Genomic DNA, 24,132 nt, shown 5'->3' on the forward strand with positions numbered 1-24,132 from the left:
AAAAAACTTTAGAAACTTTGAACTTTCAAATAGTTTCCTGAGTTTTGTCATCTAATTATAGAAAATTTGGAGACAAGAAATAAAATTATTGAAACAGCTACCGAGCAGTTTATGCGGTTTGGTATAAGGTCCGTGACAATGGATGATATAGCGCGTCAGGCAGGCATATCGAAAAAGACCATTTATCAAGAATTTACAGATAAAAATCATTTGGTGTTCGAAACATTTGCAGCCTCTTTGGACCAGGATAAATGCATGATGGAAACTTTCCCGAAATTGACTGATGGCATCATTGAGCATCTGGTGGGGGTTTCCACTTACATGAGAAAACGTTTTGCGGATATGAATCCTCTCGTCATGAATGAATTGCAGCGTTACTTTCCCCAATGTTGGCAATTATTTGAAGATTTCAAGCAAACTCATATTGTCAGAGAAGTAATTACTGTACTAGAGAAAGGTAAAGAGGAAGGTTTTTTTAGACCCGAGATCAACAACGAAATCATTGCATTGCTAAGAATGGAACAGATGATGATCACTTTTGATCCCATCAAATTTCCCCCCTCAAAATACAACATGGTCGATTTACAGATAGAAATTTTCGAACACTTTCTTTACGGAATTTTTACAGAAAAAGGAAGAGAAGCATACTTAAAACAGAAAAACGAAAACCAATGAAAACCACAGCCAAAAAGCTCTTGGGAATAGGGATATTCCTTTTTGCAATGTTGATGGAAGGACATGCCCAATCGGAGAAGGTCCTGCAATTGACACTTGAAGAAAGTTTGCGGTATGCCTTGGAAAACAATGTGGATGCTAAAAACGCCCAGTTGGAGACCTTGATTGCTAAAGCACAGATAGTGGAACGTCGCTCCGCAGGATTACCTCAGGTGACCGGTAGCTACGATGTTACCCATAATGCCGCGATTCCGGTTGTCTTTGTTCCCAATGAAGGTGCGTTTCAACAGCCTGATATTGATTCAGATGTACTTCCTTTGAGACTGGGTGTCAATTACAGTTCAGCATTGGTGTTCCAACTCAATCAAATGATTTTTGACGGATCGTATTTTGTGGGGCTAAAAGCTGCGCGGACTTACAAGATGTTGACTGATTTTGACAAGGAAAAGAGTGAAATTGATGTCAAGGAAACGATCAAGAAAGCATATTTTTCTGTATTGGTAAATGAACAGAGAAGTCTATTGATCGGAGCTAATCTTGGCAGATTAGATACTTTACTCAAAGAAACTCAGGCTTTATTTGAGGCAGGATTTTCAGAGAAAATCGATGTTTCTAGGATAAAGGTTCAGCGCAATAACCTTAAAACAGAAATGGATAGGGTAAAAGCAGCACGCGACATTAGCCTTCAACTGTTGAAACTGCAAATGGGGCTACCCATGGATTACGATATCATACTAAGCGAAAGCCTGCAGGATTTGAATAGTCCGGCAGAAATCAATGAACTGTTTGCTTTCCAAGGAACGAGAAGGGTGGAAGTGGATCAGATCAATACCAACATTGATCTGGTTGACTTGGATATCAAATTTTCGCATTCACAATATATCCCCAACCTTGACCTTTTTGGGACATACCAGAGAAATGCCGCTGCACAGTCCACAGGCTTAATTTGGGAAAGAGACAGATGGGTGACTGGAGCTTTTATCGGGTTGAGACTGAGCATTCCAATTTTTGACGGTTTGCTAAAAAGCTCTCAGATCCAGCAAAAGAGAGCACAGTTAAGTCAATTGGAGAACCAAAAATTATTCTTAGAAAGCAACATTGAGGTAGAGAAATTTCAGGCTAGGACCAACCTTGAAAATAACCTACAGGCACTAAAGGTACAGCAGGAAAACCGGGAACTTGCTTTGGAAGTATTCCGAATGGCCAAAATCAAGTACGAGGAAGGTGTCGGTTCCAACCTTGAAGTGGTAGAAGCGGATTCCGCATTAAAGGATTCTGAAACAAATTATTTCTCAGCACTTTATGATGCTTTGATAGCCAAAGTGGATCTGGAAAAAGCATTGGGTTTATTATAACTTATCAAAAGAAAAAACATACAGAAAATATGAAAACAAATTTTCCCTTTTTAATCATCATTTTGGTTTTGGTTGCATCATGCGGCCCCAAAGATGAGATTACCGTCAAAAAAGAAGAATTGGCTAAAATGAAGTCTGAGGCTGCCAGTCTCAGAACATCGATAGAAACCTTGGAAAAAGAAATTGCGGTATTGGATCCTGAGTTTGCAAAAGAAAACAGGAAATCAATCTTGATTTCAACAACAAATGTTGAAAAAAAGCATTTTGAGCATTTTGTCGAAGTTACGGGATCGGTATTGTCCAAGAAAAATGTCAGCATCTCGGGTGAAGTACTGGGCAGAATCCAAGAAATCACAGCTGTAGAAGGAATGAGGGTAAGCAAAGGTCAGATTTTGGCCAAAATAGATGCAGAAACTATCCTCAGAAACATTGACGAAGTTGAAAAGCAATTAGAATTGGCGACTATCCTTTTTGATAAGCAGGACAGGTTATGGAAGCAGCAAATAGGTACTGAAATCCAATATTTGGAATCTAAGAATAGAAAGGAATCTTTGGAAACCAATTTGGCGACTTTGAAGTCACAGCAATCAAAAACTTTGGTAAGGGCGCCTTTCAACGGAACGGTGGAAAATGTTCAAGTTAGATTGGGTGAATTGGTTCAGCCAGGAGTGCCCATGTTTCAGTTTGTGGGTGACAGCGACTTGTTTATTGAAGCCGATGTTTCTGAAAAATATGTTGGTTTGATCCAAAGAGGTGATTCTGTTGAGGTTAGTTTTCCTTCAGTTGAAAAGGAATTGAGTGCAAGGATTACATCGGTTGGAGCCATCATTAATCCTAATAACAGGACTTTTAAAGTTGAAATCGCAGTTCCTTCTTTGGAATTTTTGAAGCCAAACATGATTTCCGTGATCAAGATCAAGGATTATGAAAACCTAACAGCAGTGACAGTACCCAATTATTTGATCCTACAGGACAATAAAGGCGATTATGTATTTACTGTGGATGAAAGCCTGAGTAAGAAAAGGTATGTCAAACGAGGAAAAACATATAAAGAGGTAACTGAAATTTTGGAAGGCTTGACAGGTTCAGAAGTTCTTATCGACAAAGGATTCAGAGAAGTAGGAGATAATTTTGTTGTAAACATTGCCAAGTAAAATTGTTATGGCAGAGCTAGAAGAAAAGAAAAAAGGAGTAATACGGGAGTTTGGAATCAGTTCCTTTTCCGTAGACAATCAGATATCCGTACTCATACTTGTGATCATTATCACAATATTGGGTTTTGGGGCTTACAGGTCGATGCCCAAGGAAAGTTTCCCTGAAATCATCATTCCGACCGTCTATGTGGGTACAGCCTATCCGGGAAACTCTCCGGTGGATATGGAGAATTTGATTACAAGACCGATTGAAAAGGAGCTTAAATCTCTCAATAACGTCAAAAATATCACTTCTACTTCTGTTCAAGATTTTTCATCCGTGGTGGTAGAATTTAATCCGGGAGTGGAGATTGCCAAAGCAATTCAAGACGTGAAAGATGCCGTGGACAAATCCAAGAGCGAACTCCCCACGGATCTTGACCAAGAACCTGATGTTTTGGAAATCAACACCTCCGACTTTCCGATTATGAATGTCAATATTTCGGGAAACTATTCAGAAGAAGAGTTGAAGAAATATGGGGAATTTTTGGAGGACGAGATAGAGAAATTGGCTGAAATTTCCAAAGCCGAGCTTCGTGGAACCATAGAAAGAGAAATCCGGGTAGACGCGGATATCTATAAAATGGAGGCTTTAGGGGTTTCATTCAGTGATATTTCAGATGCGATTTCACAGGAAAACGTGACCATCTCCGGAGGGAATATTCTCTCAGGGGATTTTAGAAGATCATTGAGGGTTACAGGAGAATTCAAATCGCCTGATGAATTGAATGACATTATCATCAAAACAGAGGAGAGTAAAATCGTCTATATCCGGGATGTAGCTACTGTCACCGACACATATAAAGAAAGAATAAGTTATGCCCGTAGCAACGAACTTCCTGTGGTCACTGTCAATGTGATCAAAAGGAGTGGAGAAAACCTCTTGGATGCTGCTGATAAGATCAAAGAAATCATACAGGAAGCCAAAGCTCAAAGATTTCCCCAGGATTTGGAAATCAGCATTACCAATGACCAATCCAAAACAACAAGGGCGCAGGTGGCCGATCTGGAAAACAGTATCATCTTCGGTGTCATTTTGGTGGTATTGGTTTTGATGTTTTTCTTGGGTTTCAGAAATGCGCTCTTCGTGGGTATTGCGATCCCGCTTTCCATGTTTATTTCTTTCTTGATTTTGAGTTCGTTGGGAATATCACTCAACCTGATGGTCCTGTTTGCCTTGATCCTTGCTTTGGGGATGTTGGTAGATAATGGAATCGTAGTCGTGGAAAATATTTACAGACTCATGAGTGAGGGATTGTCACCTGTCCGGGCAGCAAAAGAAGGAGTTGGAGAAGTCGCCTGGCCAATCATAACCTCTACAGCTACCACTTTGGCTGCGTTTCTGCCACTGGCTTTTTGGGATGATATCATTGGGGAATTTATGAAATACCTTCCCATCACGCTTATTATTGTATTGTCTTCCTCATTGTTTGTGGCCTTGGTTGTCAATCCTGCTTTGGCTTCAGTGTATATGAAAGTGGAGAACTTGGACATCGTCAAGTCAAAAAAGAGGCCTTTGGTTATTGCATTTGTGCTTACTGTGATGGCCATCATTGGATACATTGCCGGTTGGATTGCTTTTGCAAACATTTTAATGCTTGCAGCCATCTTTACGGTTTTCAATGTTTTTGTCTTGCGTGATGCTATCCGTTGGTTCCAAAATGTACTTCTTGTCAATCTTGAAAATACTTACGAAAAGACTTTGGCCTTTGCTTTAAGAGGCAGAAATCCATATTTCATCTTTTTTGGTACATTCTTGCTTTTGATATTCTCTGTCGTCTTACTTGGTATCAGAGCCCCAAAGGTTCTTTTCTTCCCTGACAACCAACCTGCTTTGGTCAATATCTTTATCGAAAATCCCATTGGAACTGATACGGAAGCGACCAATTCATTTATGGTGGATAGGATGGAAGGAGATTTGTTAAAATTGCTTGATCCTTACGGTGCGATCATCGAATCTGTGATCACCCAAGTAGGTGAAGGTACAGGCGATCAGACTATGGGTCCAAGTATTGCCAACACACCGCACAAAGCGAAAATCACCATCAGCTTTGTGGAATATCAATTTAGACAAGGAGTGAATACCAATAAAATCATGGATGAAATCCGTGAAATGGTCGAGGTTTATCCTGGTGTTTTGGTTACTGTAAATAAGCAAACCAATGGACCACCTGTGGGTAAGCCTGTGAATATCGAGGTAAGCGGTGAAAATTTCGAGCAATTGATCGGTTTCGTTGGACAGTTCAGGGAAGACCTAGCTTCTGCCAATGTACCGGGAATTGAGGAATTGAAATCCGACCTTGAATTGGGTAGCCCGGAGGTAATTCTCAATATTGACCGAGAAAACGCCAGACGATTTGGACTTTCTACTTCCACGATAGCCAATGAATTGAGAACTGCTTTGTTTGGATTTGAAGTATCCAAATACAAGGAGGGAGAGGAAGATTATCCGATCCAACTCAGGTTAAGTGATGAATATCGGTATGATATCTCTACCCTGATCAATAAAAAGATCAACTTCAGAGACAAATTTGGAAATAAAAAAGAGGTTCCGATTTCAGCAGTTGCTGATTTGCAGTACGGTTCGACTTACGGTTCAGTCAAAAGAAAAGACTTGAATAAAGTGATCACCATTTTCTCCAATGTGACTGACGGCTATAACCCAACAGAGATCAATAACCAATTGAAAGAGTTGGTTGCACAATATGAAGTGCCGGATGGCGTTATTGTGAAGTTTACAGGAGAGCAGGAAGAACAGGCGAAATCTACCGCGTTCTTGATGAATGCCTTGTTTATTGCCATTTCAGTGATATTCCTGATCATTGTAGCCCAATTCAACTCAGTGACTACGCCATTGATCATCATGGCGTCTGTTGTCCTGAGTACCATTGGTGTATTCTTGGGATTGGTGATCTTCAATATGGACTTTGTAGTGATCATGACCGGTATCGGGATCATTTCTCTAGCAGGGGTTGTCGTCAACAATGCCATTGTATTGATTGATTACACCAATCTTGTAAGACAAAGAAAAAGAGAAGAGTTGAATACTCCTGAAGGGGAATTCCTGCCATTCAATGAATTGCTTGGAAGTATAATCCTCGCGGGAAAAACAAGATTAAGGCCGGTATTGCTGACAGCGATCACCACTGTGCTTGGTTTGATTCCTTTGGCTATCGGAATGAACATCAATTTCGCGACCTTATTCAGTTCATTTGACCCGCAGTTTTATGTCGGGGGAGACAACGCAGCGTTTTGGGGACCGATGGCTTGGACAGTAATATTTGGTCTAACCTTTGCGACCTTCCTGACGTTAGTAGTCGTACCTGTCATGTATTTATTGGCAGATAAATTAAACATGTTGATTCGTAGATTGAAATAACATGATTAAATAAAGGTTGGTGGTTTTTAAATGTCAAAACCCTCGGAGTAATATTCCGGGGGTTTTTATTTTTAGGAAAAAAGTAATGGGTGTCAAGAACTGAAAATCCTTATTTTTGCAGGCGTAAAATAAATTTTTATATGTCAGAATTAAAGTGGTTTGTCCTTTATACTACCTCAAGGTCAGAGAAAAAAGTAGCCAAAAGACTGGAAGAAATGGGTGTTGAGGTCTTTTTACCCATTGTGGAAGAATTGAGACAATGGAGCGACAGAAAGAAAAAAGTACAAAAGGCACTATTCAATGGATATGTTTTCGTCAAGACTTCCAAACCCAAATTGTGGGAATCACTTCAGGTACCTGGAGCTGTGAAGTTTGTGAATTTTTCTGGGGAACATGCCACTGTCAGAGACGAAGAAATTGCGACGATCAAGAGGATATTGGATACCGGAGTAGCCGTCGAGACGGATGGTTCTGACATCTCAGCCGGTGAGCAAGTGGAAATTTTGGGAGGCCCGCTTCAGAACATGAAAGGGGAATGCGTCAATAAAGGCAACAAAGATTACTTTATCATCAGGATTCCGGGAATCAACCAAAACTTGTTAGTAAATATCGAAAGGAAATACTTGAAGGTTGTCTGATCAAATATTGCTTTTTCTGGAAAAGTCCTTGCAGTGGCAAACCGCCATTATTTGTTCTAGTTTCTCAAAAATCTCCTGTAGACCAATTGAGTCTGGACAAAGTGGTCATTGAATTGGTTGTACCCCAAATTCCCGTCGAGATTATCGGAGAATGAAAACATCCCTTTGAATTCAAGGGATAAATCTGATAAGGGGCTGATGCTGTAACTGAATCCGACCATGCCGGGAATATAAAAGGAATTGGAAGACTTTTGAAATTCAGCAGCATTGTCATCAAAGGAAAAAGCCTCTTTTCTTCTTACTTGAATAAATCCCACTCCAGTTCCAAGATAGGCGTTGAATCTTCCTCTATTCAAATGGGAATTATAAGGAATCAGGTAGATGACAGGCATCAGGTCTAGGAAATAAGCCTGTCCCCTAAATCTGAAGGCACCGCCGGAATCTTCCCAAGTTTCAGTAGCATAATCCCGCTCAGTTCCTCCGCTTTCTACTATCTGTATTCCTGCTGTAGCTTGCAATGCAAATCTGTTTCCCAATTTCCGGAGATAGGCCAAGGAAAAAGCCGGATTCCATTTGAAATCCAAGGAATTATAAATACCTCCATTGTCAGCGTACATAAATGAGGGACCTGCACCTATGGCAATTGAATTTTTCCTTTCGTATTTGTCTCTGTAGAGGCTTTGTCCAAGTGTTTCCACTTGGGTAGAAAATAGAAAAAGGTAAATCAGAACGGCAGAAAAGAATCCTTTCTTAATCATATTGGATAAATTTAGCTTGTCGAACCGGAATAGAAGTAGGTGATTGGTGGTGGTTCAACCAAGAATTAGCGAAATAAATGTATAAAATATTATGTGCATGTACGCAATATTGCCAGTGAAAGAGTAACTCAAAAGAATTCAACGATAAGGACTAACATGTCCGGTGCATCGGTCTTCCGACCTCTGTCCCGACTAAAGTAGATTATTGGGTTACTGGTGAAGAAGTGTATATCCATTTGATATGGTAACAATTATGCTTCATCATCCTCTAAGGCTTTCGAGATTTCGGATTCCGTGGATTTCAATTTCCTCTTGCAGTCTTTGACAAGGGCTGCCGCTTCCTTCACCAACACAGACAATTCGTCCATTCCTTTTTCTCCACTTTCGAGGATCGAGACAATTTCCTCAATCCGGCTTATGGCCTGATCATAACTCATCGCATTATTTTCCATAGTCTTTGATTTCGTTGATTGTACTTGATATTACACTGTTTTTTGAAAAAGTATTTAATTCGTGACCCTTCTCGGGCACTGTCTTGTGAATCGGGATTCCATCTATTTCAGATCGGGTGTACCCTTTTTCAAAAAAAGAATTTGGGTCAGATTTGGTCAGGTCCTTTTCCAATAATTCAAGTTTTCTGTTTTCTTTTTCCAGATATACTTTCCATCCTTTTCTTAAATTTTGACTTAAGTTGGATAGCGATAAGTTACTGATCCTAATTTGGTTTTGGTAGGAATACTGAATTCTATTTTGGAAAAAAACCAGCTTCTCCCCATTTTTCCCAAGATTGAATCTGACTAGATTTTTCAACCTGTTTTCCAGATCAGTCGTTTTCCTTTCTTCTTGTAGGAGCATCTGGCCTGCAAACCTGCTCAGATTTTTTGTCCAAAGATTAAGCCTGTTTTCAAAATCCCTAAAGCCTGAAAGGATAAATTCAGCCACAGCGGTTGGGGTTTTCATTTTGGTATGAGAAACCAGATCGGCAATGGTTTCATCCCGTTCGTGACCTATTCCCGTCAGGACGGGAATGGAGGATTTTGCAATAGCCAAAGCGAGACCATAATCATCAAAACAGTCCAAATCCAACTGCGCACCACCGCCACGGATCAGGATGGTGACATCGAAAAACTCTTTTTCCTGATCAATTTCTATTTTTTGAAATGCACCAATCATGGTCGCAGCAGCATCAGTTCCCTGTAAAGTGGCTTGGTAAAGTTTATGGACAACCTTGTATCCAAACCTGTTATGCTCAATCTGATTGACAAAATCACCATATCCTGCGGCAGAGGCCGAACTGATGACAGCGATTTTTTGGGGAACTGTGGGAAGTGGGAAGCGTTTATTCAGGTCCATCATCCCTTCCCGAGAAAGCCGATCAATGATTTCTTGCCGGATTCGTGCCCTTTCTCCCAAGGTGAAGTTGGGGTCAATGTCCTTGATATTGAGGCTGATGCCGTAAAGTTCGTGGAAGGTTACGGTCACTTGTGCCAATATTTTCATTCCTGAACGGAGTGATTGTCCCGTGGTAGCCTGAAACCTCCCGGCAATGGTCCTGTAAGAATAAGCCCAGATATTGGCGCGCATTTTGGCAGCAATCTGATTCCCTTGTTTCTCTACCAGATCGAGATAAGCATGGCCCTGGCCGGCCTGTTTGAGTTCACCGATTTCAGCCACCACCCAATAGGAAGGTTCCAGATGAACATCTAGGGTTTCACGGATCAGTTGGTTAAGCGCTAAAAGGGAAATAGCTTGCTGCATGTCTGAAATTAGTCAAAAAATAGGGTAGGGGACAAATGCTTTGTAAATTAAAATTTTTGACGTTATTCATTTTATAGATTAACTTTAGACAAGGAATAAGTAAAGTCCTAATCCATAACAGAATAAAAATTAAAAGAGAAATTTTAAAATGGAACTTGTTTTAAAAAAAGTCAAAGCCCAGCATTTGCCGCTTATTCAAGAATTAGCAAAAATTCTTGAGGTGGAGATTGAGGAGAAAGCTGAGTTGGAATACGATACTAATTTTGTAAAAGAAATATTAGATGCCAAAGAAGATGTCAAATCAGGAAAAGGAGTAAAAATTGACATTGAAAATTTATGGAAATAATTTTTTCGCCTAAGGCTATAAAAGATTTGACTTTTTGGAAAAAATCTGGGGATAAATCAGCGATGAAGAAAATACAAGAACTTTTAAAATCAATTGCTGTTTCTCCCTTTTCAGGTCTTGGGAAACCCGAGCCACTAAAGCATCAACTCTCAGGAATGTGGTCTAGGAGAATCAATAGAGAACATTGAATAATCTATGAGGTATTAGAAAACGAAAGGGATAAAACCATTAATGTTTTATCCCTCAAAGGTCATTATGAAAGAGTTTAATTTAAACGAGATTCTTCAAAATCCTCTCTTTTAGACTTTCTGTAGCCTTTACCAATGGAAGACGAACCGTTTCTCCGCAAATTCCCAAGTGACTCATCAGAAACTTCAATCCCACAGGATTTGCTTCCTCATACATCATCGGGTTGATATCCAAAAGCTTGAAGGCTGCCTCTTTTGCCTCTTCTAAATTTCCATGACAAATGGTTTTGAATATGCTAGGATAGGCGTTGGCCAAAACAGAAATAACACCTTGTCCACCGATGACCCTCATAGAAGGAGTCAGAATATCATCTCCCGAAATCAGAAGAAAATCCTTTGGCATCCTCGCTGCGATCCTCATACATTGGGAAAGATCGCCGCTTGCCTCCTTCATTCCGATGATATTGGGATGTTGTGATAGGTGTACTGTAGTCTGAAAAGCCACATTGGACATGGTACGGCCCGGTACATTATAAAGAATTACCGGAACAGGACAAGCATCCGCTATGGCTGTGTAATGAGCGATGATTCCCGCTTGGGTGGGTTTGTTATAATAAGGACTGACGGAAAGAATGGCGTCAATACCTGTAAAATCTGTTTCTTTGATTTCCTCCAATACTCCTGCAGTATTATTTCCTCCAATGCCATATACTACAGGAATCCGACCTGAATTGTATTCCAAAGCCGCTTTCAAAACCTGTTTCTTTTCGGATTTGGATAAAGTAGCGCTTTCGCCTGTAGTTCCACATACTACCAAATAATCCACACCACCGTCAATGACGTGGTTGATTACGTTTTGCAATCCTGCAAAATCTATAGATCCGTCTTCTGAAAAGGGAGTGATTAAGGCGACCCCTGTACCGTGTAATTTCAACATTTTTCTTTTATTTTCTTGAAATAAGCCATCAGCTTGTCTAAGTTGGGCTTGAGGTTTTCACCCTCAGTTTTAATCATAAAATCCAGCAATGGGCTGTTTTCTGCGGAGTAAAAGCCCATTTTGAACCCGCTTTTATTAACGAGCAGCAAATAACGCAAATATGGGCTAAGGTGTAAAGTAGGAACTAAAATAAAATCCAGTTTTTCCTCCATAAACTCATTGAAGTAATCGGTGGGCAAACCCCACACTGAAAAATAAATCGGGCAAATGGCTTCTGCATCCGTGTTTTCTTCAGAAAAATATCCACCAATGATCCTAATATTAAATCCCCATATTTTCCTTAGCATCTCTTTTGACTCCAAAAACTCCTCCTTGTTCGATGCCAAAATAGCCACCCGCCTAGGGTTACTAGGAAAGGAAACTTCGGTTTTTCCATTTTTTTTGAATGCTTTCTCCAATTGATAGACGATCATTCGGTCTTTGATCCACTTCATGGCGCTATCGGTTTTTCTACCATTTTCAGGAATTCTTCTTCAGAGATCAATTTGATCCCCAACTTCTCTGCCTTTTCTTTTTTACTTGGGCCCATTTCTTCCCCTTCGATGATAAAGTCAAGACCCTTAGAAACAGCTTTCAGATATTGACCTCCATTGGCTTCAATAAAATCAATGATTTCATCTCTCTTGAAATGGTTGAGTCGGCCGGAAGCAAGGATTTTCATCCCTTCCAATTTATTGCTTTGCAAAACAATGGTACTTTCCTCGACTTCAAACTTCAGCCCTTTTGATTTCAACCTTTGGATCAAAATCAGGTTTTCAGGATCTCGGAAGTAATCCTGTAAACTGATGACGAGCGTTTCTCCCACGCCATTGATTTCCAAAAGCTGTTCAGAATTTGAGGCCTGCAGTGCCTCGATATTTTTGAAATGCCGTGCAAGAATCTGTGCCGTATTCTCCCCAATATTCCGAATTCCCAAGGCAAACAAAACTTTTTCAAAAGACTGGTTTTTTGAAACCGAAATCCCTTCGATCATATTGCTGATGACACCTTCCTGAAAAGTATTGGCTTTGAGTTTTTTGATCCGGTCTTCCTGCTCGGCGGTAAGTTCCAACTTCATTTTCATCAGGATTCCATGAACTGTATTTTCATGGTAAGCTGCATCTGAAATTTCCCGCAGGGTCGACCTATTGCCTATCAAAAGGCTCAATACCAAAGCAACAGGCACATAATCCTCCAATATTGGATAGGAGGAGGTCATTAGGAGGTTTTCAAGCAGTTGTATTGTCCCTACATTCTGTGCCGTTTTCTTTTTGCTATTACGAATAAATGCCTGAAAATTTTGCAGAACGCTGAGCAATGGTTTTTCAGATTGACTTTCACAAAAACTCTGGATAGCTGTCAATGAAATTCCTTCTGTCAGTGCAAAAAATGTTTTGGGCAAGGATATATAAAGTAAGCCATCGTCGGTCTTCTGGTATTGGTCCTGACTCATTTCCAGTCCCAAAAGATTCTCCTGAACAGTTTCCAACTCGTAAATATCTGCCGGATTTTTGATAAATCCCTGATCGATCAATGTCCTGATCCGCTCGGTTCCCAATGAGTCGATGTCCATAGCCCTTTTATGGACAAAATGCTCGATTCTCCCTAGAATCTGCGGCGCACAACCTTTGGTATTGGGACAGAAATGCTTGGCTTCGCTTTCCTTTCTTTCAAGTTTGGTACCGCATTCAGGGCAATGGTCTATGTATTCAATGGGTTCGGAATTAGGGATTCTTTTGTCCAAAACAACCTCGGTGATCTTGGGGATGATTTCGCCGCCTTTTTCTACCTGTACCATATCACCTTCGTGAAGTCCAAGGCGGAGGATTTCATTGGCATTGTGAAGTGAGGCTCTCTTGACAGTCGTCCCTGCAAGGTGCACAGGGGCAAGATTGGCAACAGGAGTAATTGCGCCCGTCCTGCCTACCTGGTAAGAGATAGAAAGTAACCTGGTTGCACTACTTTCGGCTTGGTATTTATAGGCAATTGCCCAACGAGGAATCTTTGCAGTGAATCCCAATTCCTCCCTTTGGTCATAATCGTTGATTTTCAAAACCACGCCATCGGTATCCAAAGGAAGCGCAAAGCGCTTTTCCTTCCATGACTCAATGAAAGTCAAAACGCCTTGGATATCGGCGGATTTGAAATGCGTAGGGGAGACATTGAACCCCCATTTTTCTATCAAGGCAATGGCTTCGTCATGTTTGTTGACTCCGATATCATCTCCCAATAATTGGTAGAAGTAGCAGTTGAGCCTTCTTTTGGCGACTACGGTGCTGTCCTGCATTTTGACTGTGCCCGAAGCCGCATTTCTAGGGTTTGCTAAAGTCGCTTCGCCTGCTGCTTCCCTTTCAATATTGATTTTGTCAAATTCTTTTTTGGGCAAAAAAACCTCTCCTCTCACTTCAAACCGATCAGGAACGTTGTCTCCTTGGATTGACAAAGGAATATTTCGGATGGTTTTGATGTTTTCGGTGACCACATCTCCGCGTGTTCCATCTCCGCGTGTTACAGCACGGACGAGCTGACCGTTTTCATAGACTAAACTGATGGCCACACCGTCAAATTTCAATTCGCAGAAATACTCAAAGTTGCGGTGTCCGAGTCCTTTGGCAACCCTTTCGTCAAAAGCCAAAAGGTCTTCTTCCGAATAAGTATTTCCCAAAGAAAGCATGCGGTAGCCATGTTCGGCAGTTTCAAACTCCTTGGTGATGGTACCACCGACCCTTTGGCTTGGGCTGTCACTTTCAAGGAATTCTGGATATTGTTTTTCCAGTTTGACCAACTCTTCCAACAACCTGTCAAACTCAAAATCAGTTATTTCCGTCCTGTCTTCCTGATAATATAGATGATTGTGGTGATTGATTTGCTTGGTGAGTTCAGCAATCCGAGTTTTGGCCTCAGTTGGGTTCATGACGGTTTTGGGATGGAAATTAAAAGGTAATAATCCAAAATTAACTTTTGTAGGAAGAAACACCAAGGATTCTTTTGAGGGAATTGAGATTTCGCTTAAGTGGACATTAATTAAGTGGAATGCCTATATTTGACTCTCTATTTCAATTAATGAGCAAAAAATCAGATATCGAAACCAAAATCCTTGAAGTAGCCTACCAATACTTTATCAAGCAAGGCTACAAGAATACCACCATGGATGAAATTGCCCAAGAATTGGGAATGAGCAAGAAGACACTTTACAAGTATTTCCCGGGAAAGCTTGAACTTCTTGCCGCTACTTTTGATATCCTTAAGACAAGACTTTCTATAAAGGTAAGCGCATTGTTGGACAATAAGTTAATCCCATATACGGTCAAGCTCAAGTCTCTTTTGAGCACCGTTGCTTCGGATGTTTCGACCATCAATCCCAAGATATTGGATGAACTCCGAGACCATGCACCTTCTATTTGGGCGGATTTATTGGCATACATCAGAGAATCCGGATATCTGCGATTCCAAAAACTGATACAGGAAGGGATTGAAAAAGGGTATGTTCTCCCCACAGTCAATGTTTCTTTCATCGTATTCATCTATACCTCTGCGATCCAAAACCTGATCGACCACAAATTTTTAAGTCAGTTTCCTGAAGAAATGCGGGCGAGTTTCAAACTCAGTCCTGCCGAAATCTACGATCAGGCCATTCAGATTATCTACACCGGCATACTCACCGATGATGCCAGAAGAGAACTAAGCCAAATTTGAAACCCTTTTTCCATTCCCACTTTCCATTCTAATTTCTACCTTTGCGGCTTATGAAACCAAGCGAATTCAAAAGATATACAGTCACGGCTGCATTGCCTTATGCCAACGGTCCATTACATATCGGTCACTTGGCAGGTTGTTATATTCCTGCTGACATTTATGTGAGATACCTCCGCTCCCAAGGTCGGGATGTGGCTTTTGTCGGGGGATCCGATGAGCACGGTGTGGCCATCACTATCAAGGCCCGTAAAGAAGGAATCAGCCCCCAAGAGGTTGTGGACAGGTATCATGAGCTGATGAAAAAAAGCTTTCAGAAGTTTGGGATAAGTTTTGACCATTATTCAAGGACCTCTGCCAAAATCCATCATGAAACTGCATCGGGATTCTTTCGGGACCTTTATGACAAAGGGGAATTTTTGGAACAGACTACTGAACAGTATTTTGATGTTGAAGCCGGACAGTTTTTGGCTGACAGATATATAGAAGGTACCTGCCCAAAGTGCGGCAATGAAAACGCTTATGGAGACCAATGCGAAAAATGCGGATCTTCGCTCAGTCCCACAGAACTGATCAATCCCAAATCCAAGCTATCAGGAAATACTCCTGTTTTGAAGGAAACCAAGCATTGGTTTCTCGACTTGGCCAAATATACTGATTTCCTCAAAAACTGGATTTTGGTGGAGCATGGCCATGACTGGAAAAACAACGTCCTTGGACAGTGTCGCTCTTGGTTGGAAGCTGGCGACGGTTTGCAGGCGAGGTCAATGACAAGAGATATGGATTGGGGAATTCCTGTACCGGTCGAAGGAGCGGAAGGAAAGGTCCTCTATGTTTGGTTTGATGCACCGATAGGCTATATCTCCAGTACCAAAGAATGGGCTGCCGAAAAGGGATTTGATTGGGAGCCTTATTGGAAGTCAGAAGACACCAAATTGGTCCATTTCATCGGTAAGGATAATATCGTTTTCCATTGTATTGTTTTCCCCGCTATTCTCAAAACCCACGGAGGATATGTCCTTCCTGATAATGTACCCGCAAATGAATTCCTGAATCTCGAAGGAGACAAAATATCAACTTCACGAAATTGGGCGGTTTGGCTGCACGAATACCTTGAGCAATTTCCGGAAAAACAGGATGTGTTGCGCTATGTCTTGACTGCAAACGCACCTGAAACCAAGGACAATGATTTTACCTGGAAGGATTTTCAATCCCGAAACAACTCAGAACTTGTGGCCATTTATGGCAATTTTGTGAACAGGGCGGTGGTATTGACACATAAGTTTTTTGATGGGAATGTTCCCGGTTTGGGGACATTGTATGACTTGGACAAAGATGCTTTGGAAGCATTGAGATCCTTCCCTGAAAAAATTGCGGCTTCTATCGAAAGGTACCGATTTAGAGAAGCACTTTCATTTGTAATGGATTTCGCACGTACAGGAAACAAATACCTCGCAGAAACAGAACCTTGGAAAACCATCAAAGAGGACAAGGAAAGAACAGGGACAATCCTCAATATTGCACTCAATTTTGCTGCAAACCTTGCCATTGTTGCTGAACCGTTTTTGCCTTTCACCTCGGCCAAAATCTTTGGGATGTTTGGTCTACAGGGATTGAAGTGGGAAGATGCCGGAAGCCACGAATTGTTGCAGACCGGCCAGCAGATCTTTGAGGCGGCTCTATTATTTGACAAAATCGAGGATGCCACCGTAGAAGCTCAAATCCAAAAACTTTTGGATACCAAAAAACAAAATGAAATCGCAAATGCTGTAGCAGAACCTATGAAGGACATTATTTCTTATGAAGATTTTGCCAAACTTGACATGAGGGTGGTAAAAGTCCTGACTGCTGAACCAATGCCAAAATCCAAAAAGCTGCTCAGATTGACGGTGGATACGGGTTTGGGAGTGAAAACAGTATTGAGTGGCGTGGCCGAGCATTTCAAACCTGAGGATCTGATTGGAAAGCAGGTTACGATGCTGATCAACCTTGCGCCAAGAAAGATGATGGGGATAGACTCTGAAGGGATGATCTTGATGGCCGAAGACCGGGACGGCAGCCTGAGGCTTCTCCAACCCAATACTTCAACATCTGAAGGATCGACGATTTCCTGATATTGGATACACCGAATGGAAGGCCTTGAATTGAAAGTCAGTTCAAGGCTTTTTTATTTTTTTAATAATTTCTTAATGATCAGATATTCTTTTTATCAATTTGATGAATCGGAGTTCAAGTTTTTGTTTGTTTTTCAAAATCCACTATATTCAAGCCATATCATTTTTAAATCCAAAAAATAGGCCATATGGAGACGAATCAATACCAAGTTGGGGATAATTTTGATGAAATGTTTGCCAAAGAGGGTCAGGTGAGACCGCATTATGAAGAATTTCTCAAACTTTTGGGAAAAACCACTTCAAAAAGGATGTCCCATCTTCAATACTCTGCCAATAAGACACAGGTAGCGATGGGGATGACTTTTAATGTCTACCATGATAATCAGGGGATGGAAAAAATCCTTCATCTAGATATTATTCCAAGGATCATCGCGCATCAGGAGTGGAAGAAAATAGAGGCAGGACTGAAGCAGCGAATCCATACGCTCAACCTTTTTTTGCAGGATATTTATAATGACAGAAAAGTACTGAAGGACAAAATTGTACCGGAAGACCTGATTCTTGGTAGCAAGGATTACCTCAAACCCTGTGAGGGACTTACACCTCCCAAAGGGATTTGGTGCCACATCACGGGAACAGACTTGGTCCGAAACAATGACGGAAACTATTATATCCTTGAGGATAATCTCCGCTGTCCGTCGGGTGTGTCCTACATGCTCGAAAGCCGTGAAATCATCAAGCGCGCTTATCCCGACCTATTCAATAAATTGGGTGTGATGCCAGTTTCGGATTATCCGGTCAAGCTTTTGAAAATGCTACAATTCATTTCCAATAAAGAAAAGCCGGTAGTTGGGGTTTTGACTCCGGGGATTTATAACTCTGCGTATTTTGAGCATTCCTATCTTGCTTTGCAGATGGGAGTGGAGCTGGTTTCGGGTGTGGATTTGATTACTAAAGGCAAGAAAGTCTTTATGCAGACTACAAAGGGATTGGAGCAGATTGATGTTTTGTACAGAAGGATCGATGACACTTTCTTGGATCCATTGACTTTCAATCCACATTCTATGTTGGGCATACCGGGGATATTTGAAGCCTATAAGGCAGGAAATATTGCGCTCGCCAATGCGCCTGGGACAGGGGTGGCGGATGATAAGGCTGTTTATGCTTATGTTCCGAGATTGATCAAATATTACCTTGGTGAAGATCCGATTTTGGAAAATGTGCCTACTTATCTCTGCAGAGAAGAACAGGATAGAAAATATGTTTTGGACAATATTGAAGACCTTGTCGTGAAGGAAACCAATGCAGCAGGTGGCTATGGGATGCTGATAGGTCCCAAAGCCACCAAAGAAGAACATGCCAAATTCCGTGACCTTGTCAAAAACAATCCGACCAATTATATCGCGCAGCCAACTTTATCCTTGTCAACAGTACCAACTTTGACTGACAATGGGTTGGAAGGAAGGCATGTGGATTTGAGGCCTTATATTCTGTACGGACAAGAAATCGAAGTGATACCCGGAGCGCTGACGAGGGTGGCATTAAAAAAAGGGTCATTGGTCGTCAACAGCTCCCAAGGCGGGGGAAGTAAAGATACTTGGGTTTTATATAATTAAAATACTATGCTAAGTAGAGTTGCAAGTTCGATATATTGGCTGGGGAGATACCTCGAAAGGGCCGAAAATTATTCCAGGTTTATTGATGTGAATTTCAACCTGATGCTTGACCTTCCACCTGACTTGAAAGAGCAGTGGGAACCCTTGGTCATCACCACAGGCGACAATGAAATCTACAAGACCAAGCATAAAAATTTTGAAAGAAAGGATGTCATCCATTTTTTGACATTTGATACAGATAATCCAAACTCGATCATCTCTTCGATCTCGTATGCAAGAGAAAATGCAAGGGTAATACGTGAAAATCTGACTAAGGAAACTTGGGAAAACCTGAATGAATTGTATCATTTTGTTTTGAAAAGGGCAGATAAAAAAGATTGGAACAAAGAAGACCCTAGGGCTTTTTTTGAAAGTGTAAAGAATCAAGTTCTTCTGCTTTATGGACTTGCTGACAGTACTGTGGCAAGGACAGAAGGCTGGTATTTTAGGCAATTGGGGCTGTTTTTGGAGCGTGCAGACAAGACGAGTAGGATCGTTGATGTCAAATACCACATCCTGCTTCCCGCCCCGAGTTTGGTGGGAAGTCCTTTGGATTTTTTGCATTGGACGGCGCTGTTGAAGTCTGTCACTGCCTTCAACACCTACAGGAGATTGTATGGGAATATTGAACCAGCAAAAGTGGTGGAGTTTTTGATCCTGAATAAATACTTCCCAAGGTCTGTATTTTATTGCATCAGGGAAGCTGAAAGTTGTCTCCACAAAATTTCCGGTCTGGCGGATAGCGGTTACAAGAATTCTGCAGAAAAAGCCATCGGGGAATTGAGGTCAAACCTGGAATTTACCGATGTGGAAGAAATCATAAACATGGGTCTTCACGAATACCTTGACCAACTTCAGGTTAAAATTAATGATGTGTCGAATAAAATAAATACCAACTTCTTCCAAATTAAGGATAACTTTATCAATCAAACTCAGATTCAGGAATGACCTTTTGCCTCGGAATAAAAACAAAAAACGGCCTAATTGGCCTTTCTGACACCCGCATCACCTCAGGAAATGAGACTACTACTTCTAAAAAAGTATTTACGGTCAACAGGGAAAAGCATTCTTTTTTTATCATGACTTCAGGTTTGCGGTCCGTCAGGGACAAGGCAATAACCTATTTTACAGAAGTCATTGAGGACCAAGATGCAAATTTCACTAAACTCTATAAAGCAGTCAATGAATTTGGCAATCAGGTGAAAATTGTTGCAAGAGAAGATAAAGAGTACCTAGAAGAATCAGGACTCAAATTTAATTTATTTTCAATTATTGGAGGCCAATTGGAGCATGATAAAGTTCCAAAGCTCTATCTGCTTTATCCGCAGGGAAATTGGATAGAAATCAGAAGGGGCACGCCTTTTGTCATCATTGGAAATACGGGTGCAGGTAACCCGGTTCTGAGGCGTTCATTGAGTTACGAGGAATCTCTAGACTATGCTTTGAAATGTGCTTTCCTGGCATTTGATGCCACAAGGATTTCTGCCAATGATGTAGATTACCCGATTGATACTGTGATTTTGGAAAATGACACCTATCATACTATTGAAAAAAGGTTTGAGCAAAAAGAACTTGAACATATTTCTGCTTTTTGGAATAACCGGTTAAAGGAAGCGATTAAGGTATTACCGGCGGAAGTTTTGCAAAAAGCTTTTCGGGAGTTTGAAATAGTATGAATTTAAAAAAATGAAATTAAGAATCAGACATTCAACAAGATATACTTACGATCAGAAAGTACAGCTTAATATCCATGAATTTTATCTGATTCCATTACAGCGTTTTTACTTCAAGGTTTTAAATTCAAACTGGACCGTTTTCCCAACCCCTTTAGGATTTCACGAAAGGATCAATTTTGAAAACAATCCTTACTTTCAAGCTTGGTTTACAGGTGAATCGGATTTTTTGGAAATCAAGAGTGATTTTGAAATAGAAGTGGGGGAGTTTAATCCCTACGGATTTATCATCCAACCGCAACCCGTTTTTCCATTTGAGATTTTTTCTTATCCTGAGGAAGTCAGAGACTATTTAAGGATATATATTGAGGGAGAAAAACTGCCCAGTTTGGATGATTTCGTCAAAAGTGTGATGAAAGAATCAGATGGTCTTGTAGGGTTTTTGGTACTGCTTCTAGCAAAAATTCATTCCAAATGGGAGCATGTCATCCGTCATGAGGAGGGAATTATGCCTTTGGGGGAAGTTTTTGACAGTAAAATGGGTTCTTGCCGTGATTTGTCTTGGATGCTGATGTCTATGCTGAGAAGTATCGGATTGGCGTGCAGGTTTGTAAGCGGTTATGCTTTCAACCCTGAATTGGACGCTGGACATGAACTTCATGCCTGGGTTGAAGTATTTCTCCCCGGAGCGTCATGGATCGGTTTGGATCCAAGTTTGGGGTTATTGGCAGATAGCCGATATATTCCTTTGGCAATCAGCTATGACCCAAAGTTTGCATCGCCGGTTGTGGGGAATTACGGCGGCGCCTCTCAGTCTCATTTGACCACTGATGTGGTGATTGAGGTTGTTTGATTTTTTCTGAAAATCGATCGGTAGGTTATTATATTTTTTGAGCCTTTTGACTTTTATATTTTCTTATACCCCGGACTTTCAAGACGCAATCCAATAACTCCATAATCAATCCTCCATTTCCTTTATTTTTACCAGAATGAACAAAAACGGAATGGATTATGTATAAACCATTGTAAATCATCACAACAATGAATCAATCCGGTCCAATTATATTTCTCTCCATCCTTTTTTTATTTATTCTCTTTCTGAGTTGGTATGTATTTCAGGCGATCAGAACCGTCAGCATGGGAATCGACCTTATTCGCATCCAACAAATGATTAAATGGTCCTATTGGGCATTTATGTTGAGCTTATTGACTTGGCTAGTATTTAAATCTGTTCAAGTTTTTTCAACAGGAGAGTTTGCATCTTCAGCCCAGACCTTATCAAGTGTATTTCTTACTTTAATTGTGACCCAGTTGGTCATTGTTTTTGTCCTCTTAGGAGAAGATATCATTAGAAATATCCAAGCCATATCGGTTTTTGCGATGAATGGTGCAAAAGGATATTCCTTTCCATCTAGAACAGTTTGGGTGAGTGTTTTGGCCTTGACAGTCGCCTCTGTGCCCCTGTTTAGCTTTGTTTATGGGATCAAGTATGGTAAATACAATTTCAAAGTTCACCGGGAAGTCTTATACTTTGAGGATTTGCCTGAAGCCTTTGACGGCTTTACTATTACACAGATTTCTGACATCCATTCCGGAAGCTTAAAGGACCACAAAGCTGTGGCAAGTGGGGTTCAGATGGTATTGGATCAAAAATCTGATCTTTTTGTTTTTACAGGTGATCTTGTCAACCATAGGGCAGATGAGATTGAACCGTTGATTAAAGAATTTTCAAAAATAAAGGCAAAATATGGTCAGTTTTCAATTTTGGGAAACCACGACTACGGGGATTATTCTTCATGGCCTAGCCCTGAAGCAAAAAAAGAAAACTTTGAAAAACTGAAGGGACAGCATGCAAAACTTGGTTTTGATCTGATGTTGGATGAAAATATCAGGATAGAAAAAGACGGGCAATCCATTATACTTGCCGGGGTTGAAAATTGGGGAGTTGGATTCAAAGAAAAAGGCGATTTGCAAAAAGCATTGAAAGGAACTGAAACCGGGGATTTCAAAATTTTGCTTTCCCACGATCCATCCCATTGGGATGCCCAAGTCAAGAACAATCCCAACCCTGTTCATCTGACACTTTCAGGACATACCCACGGTATGCAGTTTGGTATTGAAACCCAATTGGTCAAATGGAGTCCTGTCCAATACCGATATCCAAATTGGGCTGGCTTGGCAGAAGAAGCCGGAAGTTATTTATATGTCAATAGGGGTTTTGGTTTCCACGCATTTGCAGGAAGAGTGGGGATATGGCCGGAAATTACAGTTATTGAGTTGAAGAAGGGTAAAAAGCCCGATTCTATCCATTTGGCTTCAGCCAAAAATTAGAAGACCCAATGATGAACAAAGTATAGTTTTTGGGGTTTTTACATCATGATCTGGTTTATTTCACTTATAATGGCTATTTCTTTTGAAGGAAAGGAAAATGTAACCCTTGATGATTTGAGATGGAAAAATAGGATTGTTCTTTATTTTCCATCACCTGATCAAAATCCAAAGTTTGAATTCGATGCTATCGAAGAAAAATTAAATGAAAGGAAAATCATTTTTTTATCAATAGGTGATGTCTTCACCACAAATTCTAAACTTGTTTTCACCCGGGATTATCTCCAGGTCCTTCAGGAAAAATATTCCACTGAAAAAGGCCAAGGTAATTGGTTATTGATTGGACTTGATGGTGGTGTTAAAGAGACCAAGATGGGTGAACCCGATTGGGACTTTATTTTCAAGACCATCGACTCTATGCCAATGAGGCAATCTGAAATTAGAAAGATTAACTAGAAATGATTTTTTTTACCAAACTTTTTTGAAAGCAAACACCACAATTTCTAAAATCAATTAAAAAATACCCTGATCAGGTTATTTTTTGGGATGGTTCAAGTGTTTAGATTTGAATGAAATAAAAATCTAATTGATGAAATTCTATTACTTGTCCACAGATCCCAATAATGAAGGAGATTACGAAATCCATCACCGCGAATGTTCAAAAATACCTTCTATTCAGAAACGATTGTATTTGGGTCCATTCAACAATGGGCATGAGGCGATGAACCTAGCTAGGGTTTCCCATTCAAAATTGGTTATTTGTGAGGCATGCCAAAATGTGTCTATGGTTCCAAGATTTTCACATTTCAACGATACTGAACCAATCCATCCCAATCCTTAATACTGGTCTAAAAGGTATTTGATGACATCTGTTGTGGTCACAATTCCTTTAAGTTCCCCATTTGCAACTACCGGCAAGGCATGGAATTCTTCGGTTGCAAAAATTTCCGCTATTTCCTTAATGGAATCTTCCTCAGACACCACTTTTGGCTTTGAAGTCATCACCTGACTAAGTGATAGGATTTCTAATACAGCTTCATCAGCACCATCTTGATTATCGAACAATGCGCCAAAAGTCAGCCTGTTGATATCTGTACGGCTGATGATTCCGGTGATTTTTTTTCCTTCTAATACCGGAATATGCCTGATTTTGTGTCTTCTGAACATTTCCACCACTGTAGACAGTTTTTCATTTTCCTGTACAGTGAATACCTCTTTGGTCATTATTTCCTTTACTGGTTCCCGCTTTTTCATGGTCATTTGGATTAATTTTTATTATTATCCGAAGCTACAATTAAGGGAAAAACCAAAACCTGATGAAAGTCATGTTCAAAATTGATTTTGGTTGCCACTGAATAAAAAATGGCCTTTTGGGGCATATTTCGATAATTATTCTCCGTTGA

23 protein-coding genes are annotated in these 24,132 nt (G+C 40.6%); 16 read left to right on the plus strand and 7 right to left on the minus strand.

Annotated elements, in window-relative coordinates:
* Positions 1-66 precede the first annotated feature (66 nt).
* The 5 genes from MMU05_RS10300 to MMU05_RS10320 all read left to right on the plus strand — a co-directional run bounded on the left by MMU05_RS10300 (position 67) and on the right by MMU05_RS10320 (position 7,240).
* A complete protein-coding gene (locus tag MMU05_RS10300; RefSeq protein ID WP_241141602.1) occupies positions 67-675 on the plus strand; it encodes a TetR/AcrR family transcriptional regulator in 609 nt (202 codons plus the stop codon).
* The gene (locus MMU05_RS10305; protein WP_241141603.1) at positions 672-2,030 is read left to right on the plus strand and encodes a TolC family protein; all 1,359 of its coding nucleotides are present in this window, start codon (positions 672-674) and stop codon (positions 2,028-2,030) included. The genes MMU05_RS10300 and MMU05_RS10305 overlap by 4 nt, the downstream gene beginning before the upstream one ends.
* 29 nt (positions 2,031-2,059) lie before the next feature.
* Positions 2,060-3,184 (plus strand): efflux RND transporter periplasmic adaptor subunit, encoded by a 1,125-nt coding sequence (locus MMU05_RS10310; RefSeq protein WP_241141604.1) that lies wholly within the window; start codon positions 2,060-2,062, stop codon positions 3,182-3,184.
* A gap of 7 nt (positions 3,185-3,191) precedes the next feature.
* Positions 3,192-6,602: an efflux RND transporter permease subunit gene (locus tag MMU05_RS10315; RefSeq protein ID WP_241141605.1), complete on the plus strand. Its 3,411-nt coding sequence runs from the start codon at positions 3,192-3,194 to the stop codon at positions 6,600-6,602.
* A 140-nt stretch (positions 6,603-6,742) separates the two neighbouring features.
* Positions 6,743-7,240: a UpxY family transcription antiterminator gene (locus tag MMU05_RS10320; RefSeq protein ID WP_241141606.1), complete on the plus strand. Its 498-nt coding sequence runs from the start codon at positions 6,743-6,745 to the stop codon at positions 7,238-7,240.
* 56 nt (positions 7,241-7,296) lie between these two features.
* Here MMU05_RS10320 and MMU05_RS10325 read toward each other — a convergent pair whose 3' ends face one another.
* The 3 genes from MMU05_RS10325 to xseA form a co-directional block, all read right to left on the minus strand.
* Entirely contained in the window at positions 7,297-7,998 is a 702-nt protein-coding gene (locus MMU05_RS10325; protein WP_241141607.1) for a DUF6089 family protein, read from the minus strand.
* 251 nt (positions 7,999-8,249) lie between these two features.
* Positions 8,250-8,450, minus strand: coding sequence for an exodeoxyribonuclease VII small subunit (xseB, locus tag MMU05_RS10330; protein ID WP_241141608.1), 201 nt, complete (start codon positions 8,448-8,450; stop codon positions 8,250-8,252).
* Positions 8,440-9,756 (minus strand): exodeoxyribonuclease VII large subunit, encoded by a 1,317-nt coding sequence (gene xseA / locus MMU05_RS10335; protein WP_241141609.1) that lies wholly within the window; start codon positions 9,754-9,756, stop codon positions 8,440-8,442. Before xseA ends, xseB begins: the two co-directional genes overlap by 11 nt.
* A gap of 148 nt (positions 9,757-9,904) precedes the next feature.
* Between xseA and MMU05_RS10340 the strand changes: the two genes are divergently transcribed.
* Both MMU05_RS10340 and MMU05_RS10345 read left to right on the plus strand, forming a co-directional pair.
* Entirely contained in the window at positions 9,905-10,102 is a 198-nt protein-coding gene (locus tag MMU05_RS10340) for a DUF2683 family protein (protein ID WP_241141610.1), read from the plus strand.
* The gene (locus tag MMU05_RS10345) at positions 10,093-10,290 is read left to right on the plus strand and encodes a Txe/YoeB family addiction module toxin (RefSeq protein WP_241141611.1); all 198 of its coding nucleotides are present in this window, start codon (positions 10,093-10,095) and stop codon (positions 10,288-10,290) included. The genes MMU05_RS10340 and MMU05_RS10345 overlap by 10 nt, the downstream gene beginning before the upstream one ends.
* Positions 10,291-10,372: 82 nt before the next feature.
* On the opposite strand, the gene dapA is transcribed toward MMU05_RS10345, so the two are convergent.
* The 3 genes from dapA to ligA are packed head-to-tail and all read right to left on the minus strand — an operon-like array spanning position 10,373 to position 14,180.
* Positions 10,373-11,227, minus strand: coding sequence for a 4-hydroxy-tetrahydrodipicolinate synthase (gene dapA, locus MMU05_RS10350; protein WP_241141612.1), 855 nt, complete (start codon positions 11,225-11,227; stop codon positions 10,373-10,375).
* Positions 11,221-11,721, minus strand: a complete 501-nt coding sequence (locus tag MMU05_RS10355) for a DUF6913 domain-containing protein (protein WP_241141613.1) — start codon at positions 11,719-11,721, stop codon at positions 11,221-11,223. Before MMU05_RS10355 ends, dapA begins: the two co-directional genes overlap by 7 nt.
* The gene (gene ligA / locus MMU05_RS10360; protein ID WP_241141614.1) at positions 11,718-14,180 is read right to left on the minus strand and encodes an NAD-dependent DNA ligase LigA; all 2,463 of its coding nucleotides are present in this window, start codon (positions 14,178-14,180) and stop codon (positions 11,718-11,720) included. Before ligA ends, MMU05_RS10355 begins: the two co-directional genes overlap by 4 nt.
* A gap of 149 nt (positions 14,181-14,329) precedes the next feature.
* On the opposite strand from ligA, the gene MMU05_RS10365 reads away from it, so the two are divergent.
* The 9 genes from MMU05_RS10365 (at position 14,330) to MMU05_RS10405 (ending at position 23,570) form a co-directional block, all read left to right on the plus strand.
* Positions 14,330-14,962, plus strand: a complete 633-nt coding sequence (locus MMU05_RS10365) for a TetR/AcrR family transcriptional regulator (RefSeq protein WP_241141615.1) — start codon at positions 14,330-14,332, stop codon at positions 14,960-14,962.
* Between the two features lie 50 nt (positions 14,963-15,012).
* On the plus strand, positions 15,013-17,073 hold the full coding sequence (gene metG / locus MMU05_RS10370) for a methionine--tRNA ligase (RefSeq protein ID WP_241141616.1): 2,061 nt from the start codon (positions 15,013-15,015) through the stop codon (positions 17,071-17,073).
* A 188-nt stretch (positions 17,074-17,261) separates the two neighbouring features.
* A complete protein-coding gene (locus MMU05_RS10375; RefSeq protein WP_241141617.1) occupies positions 17,262-18,689 on the plus strand; it encodes a circularly permuted type 2 ATP-grasp protein in 1,428 nt (475 codons plus the stop codon).
* 6 nt (positions 18,690-18,695) lie between these two features.
* Entirely contained in the window at positions 18,696-19,676 is a 981-nt protein-coding gene (locus MMU05_RS10380; protein WP_241141618.1) for an alpha-E domain-containing protein, read from the plus strand.
* Complete coding sequence (locus MMU05_RS10385; RefSeq protein ID WP_113922376.1) at positions 19,673-20,404, plus strand: proteasome-type protease; 732 nt, start codon at positions 19,673-19,675, stop codon at positions 20,402-20,404. Before MMU05_RS10380 ends, MMU05_RS10385 begins: the two co-directional genes overlap by 4 nt.
* A 10-nt stretch (positions 20,405-20,414) precedes the next feature.
* The gene (locus MMU05_RS10390; RefSeq protein ID WP_241141619.1) at positions 20,415-21,254 is read left to right on the plus strand and encodes a transglutaminase family protein; all 840 of its coding nucleotides are present in this window, start codon (positions 20,415-20,417) and stop codon (positions 21,252-21,254) included.
* Positions 21,255-21,442: 188 nt separating this feature from the next.
* Positions 21,443-22,732 (plus strand): metallophosphoesterase, encoded by a 1,290-nt coding sequence (locus MMU05_RS10395; protein ID WP_241141620.1) that lies wholly within the window; start codon positions 21,443-21,445, stop codon positions 22,730-22,732.
* Positions 22,733-22,801: 69 nt separating this feature from the next.
* A complete protein-coding gene (locus MMU05_RS10400; RefSeq protein WP_241141621.1) occupies positions 22,802-23,185 on the plus strand; it encodes a DUF4174 domain-containing protein in 384 nt (127 codons plus the stop codon).
* A 133-nt stretch (positions 23,186-23,318) separates the two neighbouring features.
* Positions 23,319-23,570, plus strand: coding sequence for a hypothetical protein (locus MMU05_RS10405; protein WP_241141622.1), 252 nt, complete (start codon positions 23,319-23,321; stop codon positions 23,568-23,570).
* Here MMU05_RS10405 and MMU05_RS10410 read toward each other — a convergent pair.
* Entirely contained in the window at positions 23,567-23,983 is a 417-nt protein-coding gene (locus MMU05_RS10410) for a CBS domain-containing protein (protein WP_241141623.1), read from the minus strand. The genes MMU05_RS10405 and MMU05_RS10410 overlap by 4 nt on opposite strands.
* Between the last annotated feature and the right edge of the window lie 149 nt (positions 23,984-24,132).

The organism is Cognataquiflexum rubidum, from assembly GCF_022538115.1.
GTDB lineage: Bacteria > Bacteroidota > Bacteroidia > Cytophagales > Cyclobacteriaceae > Cognataquiflexum > Cognataquiflexum rubidum.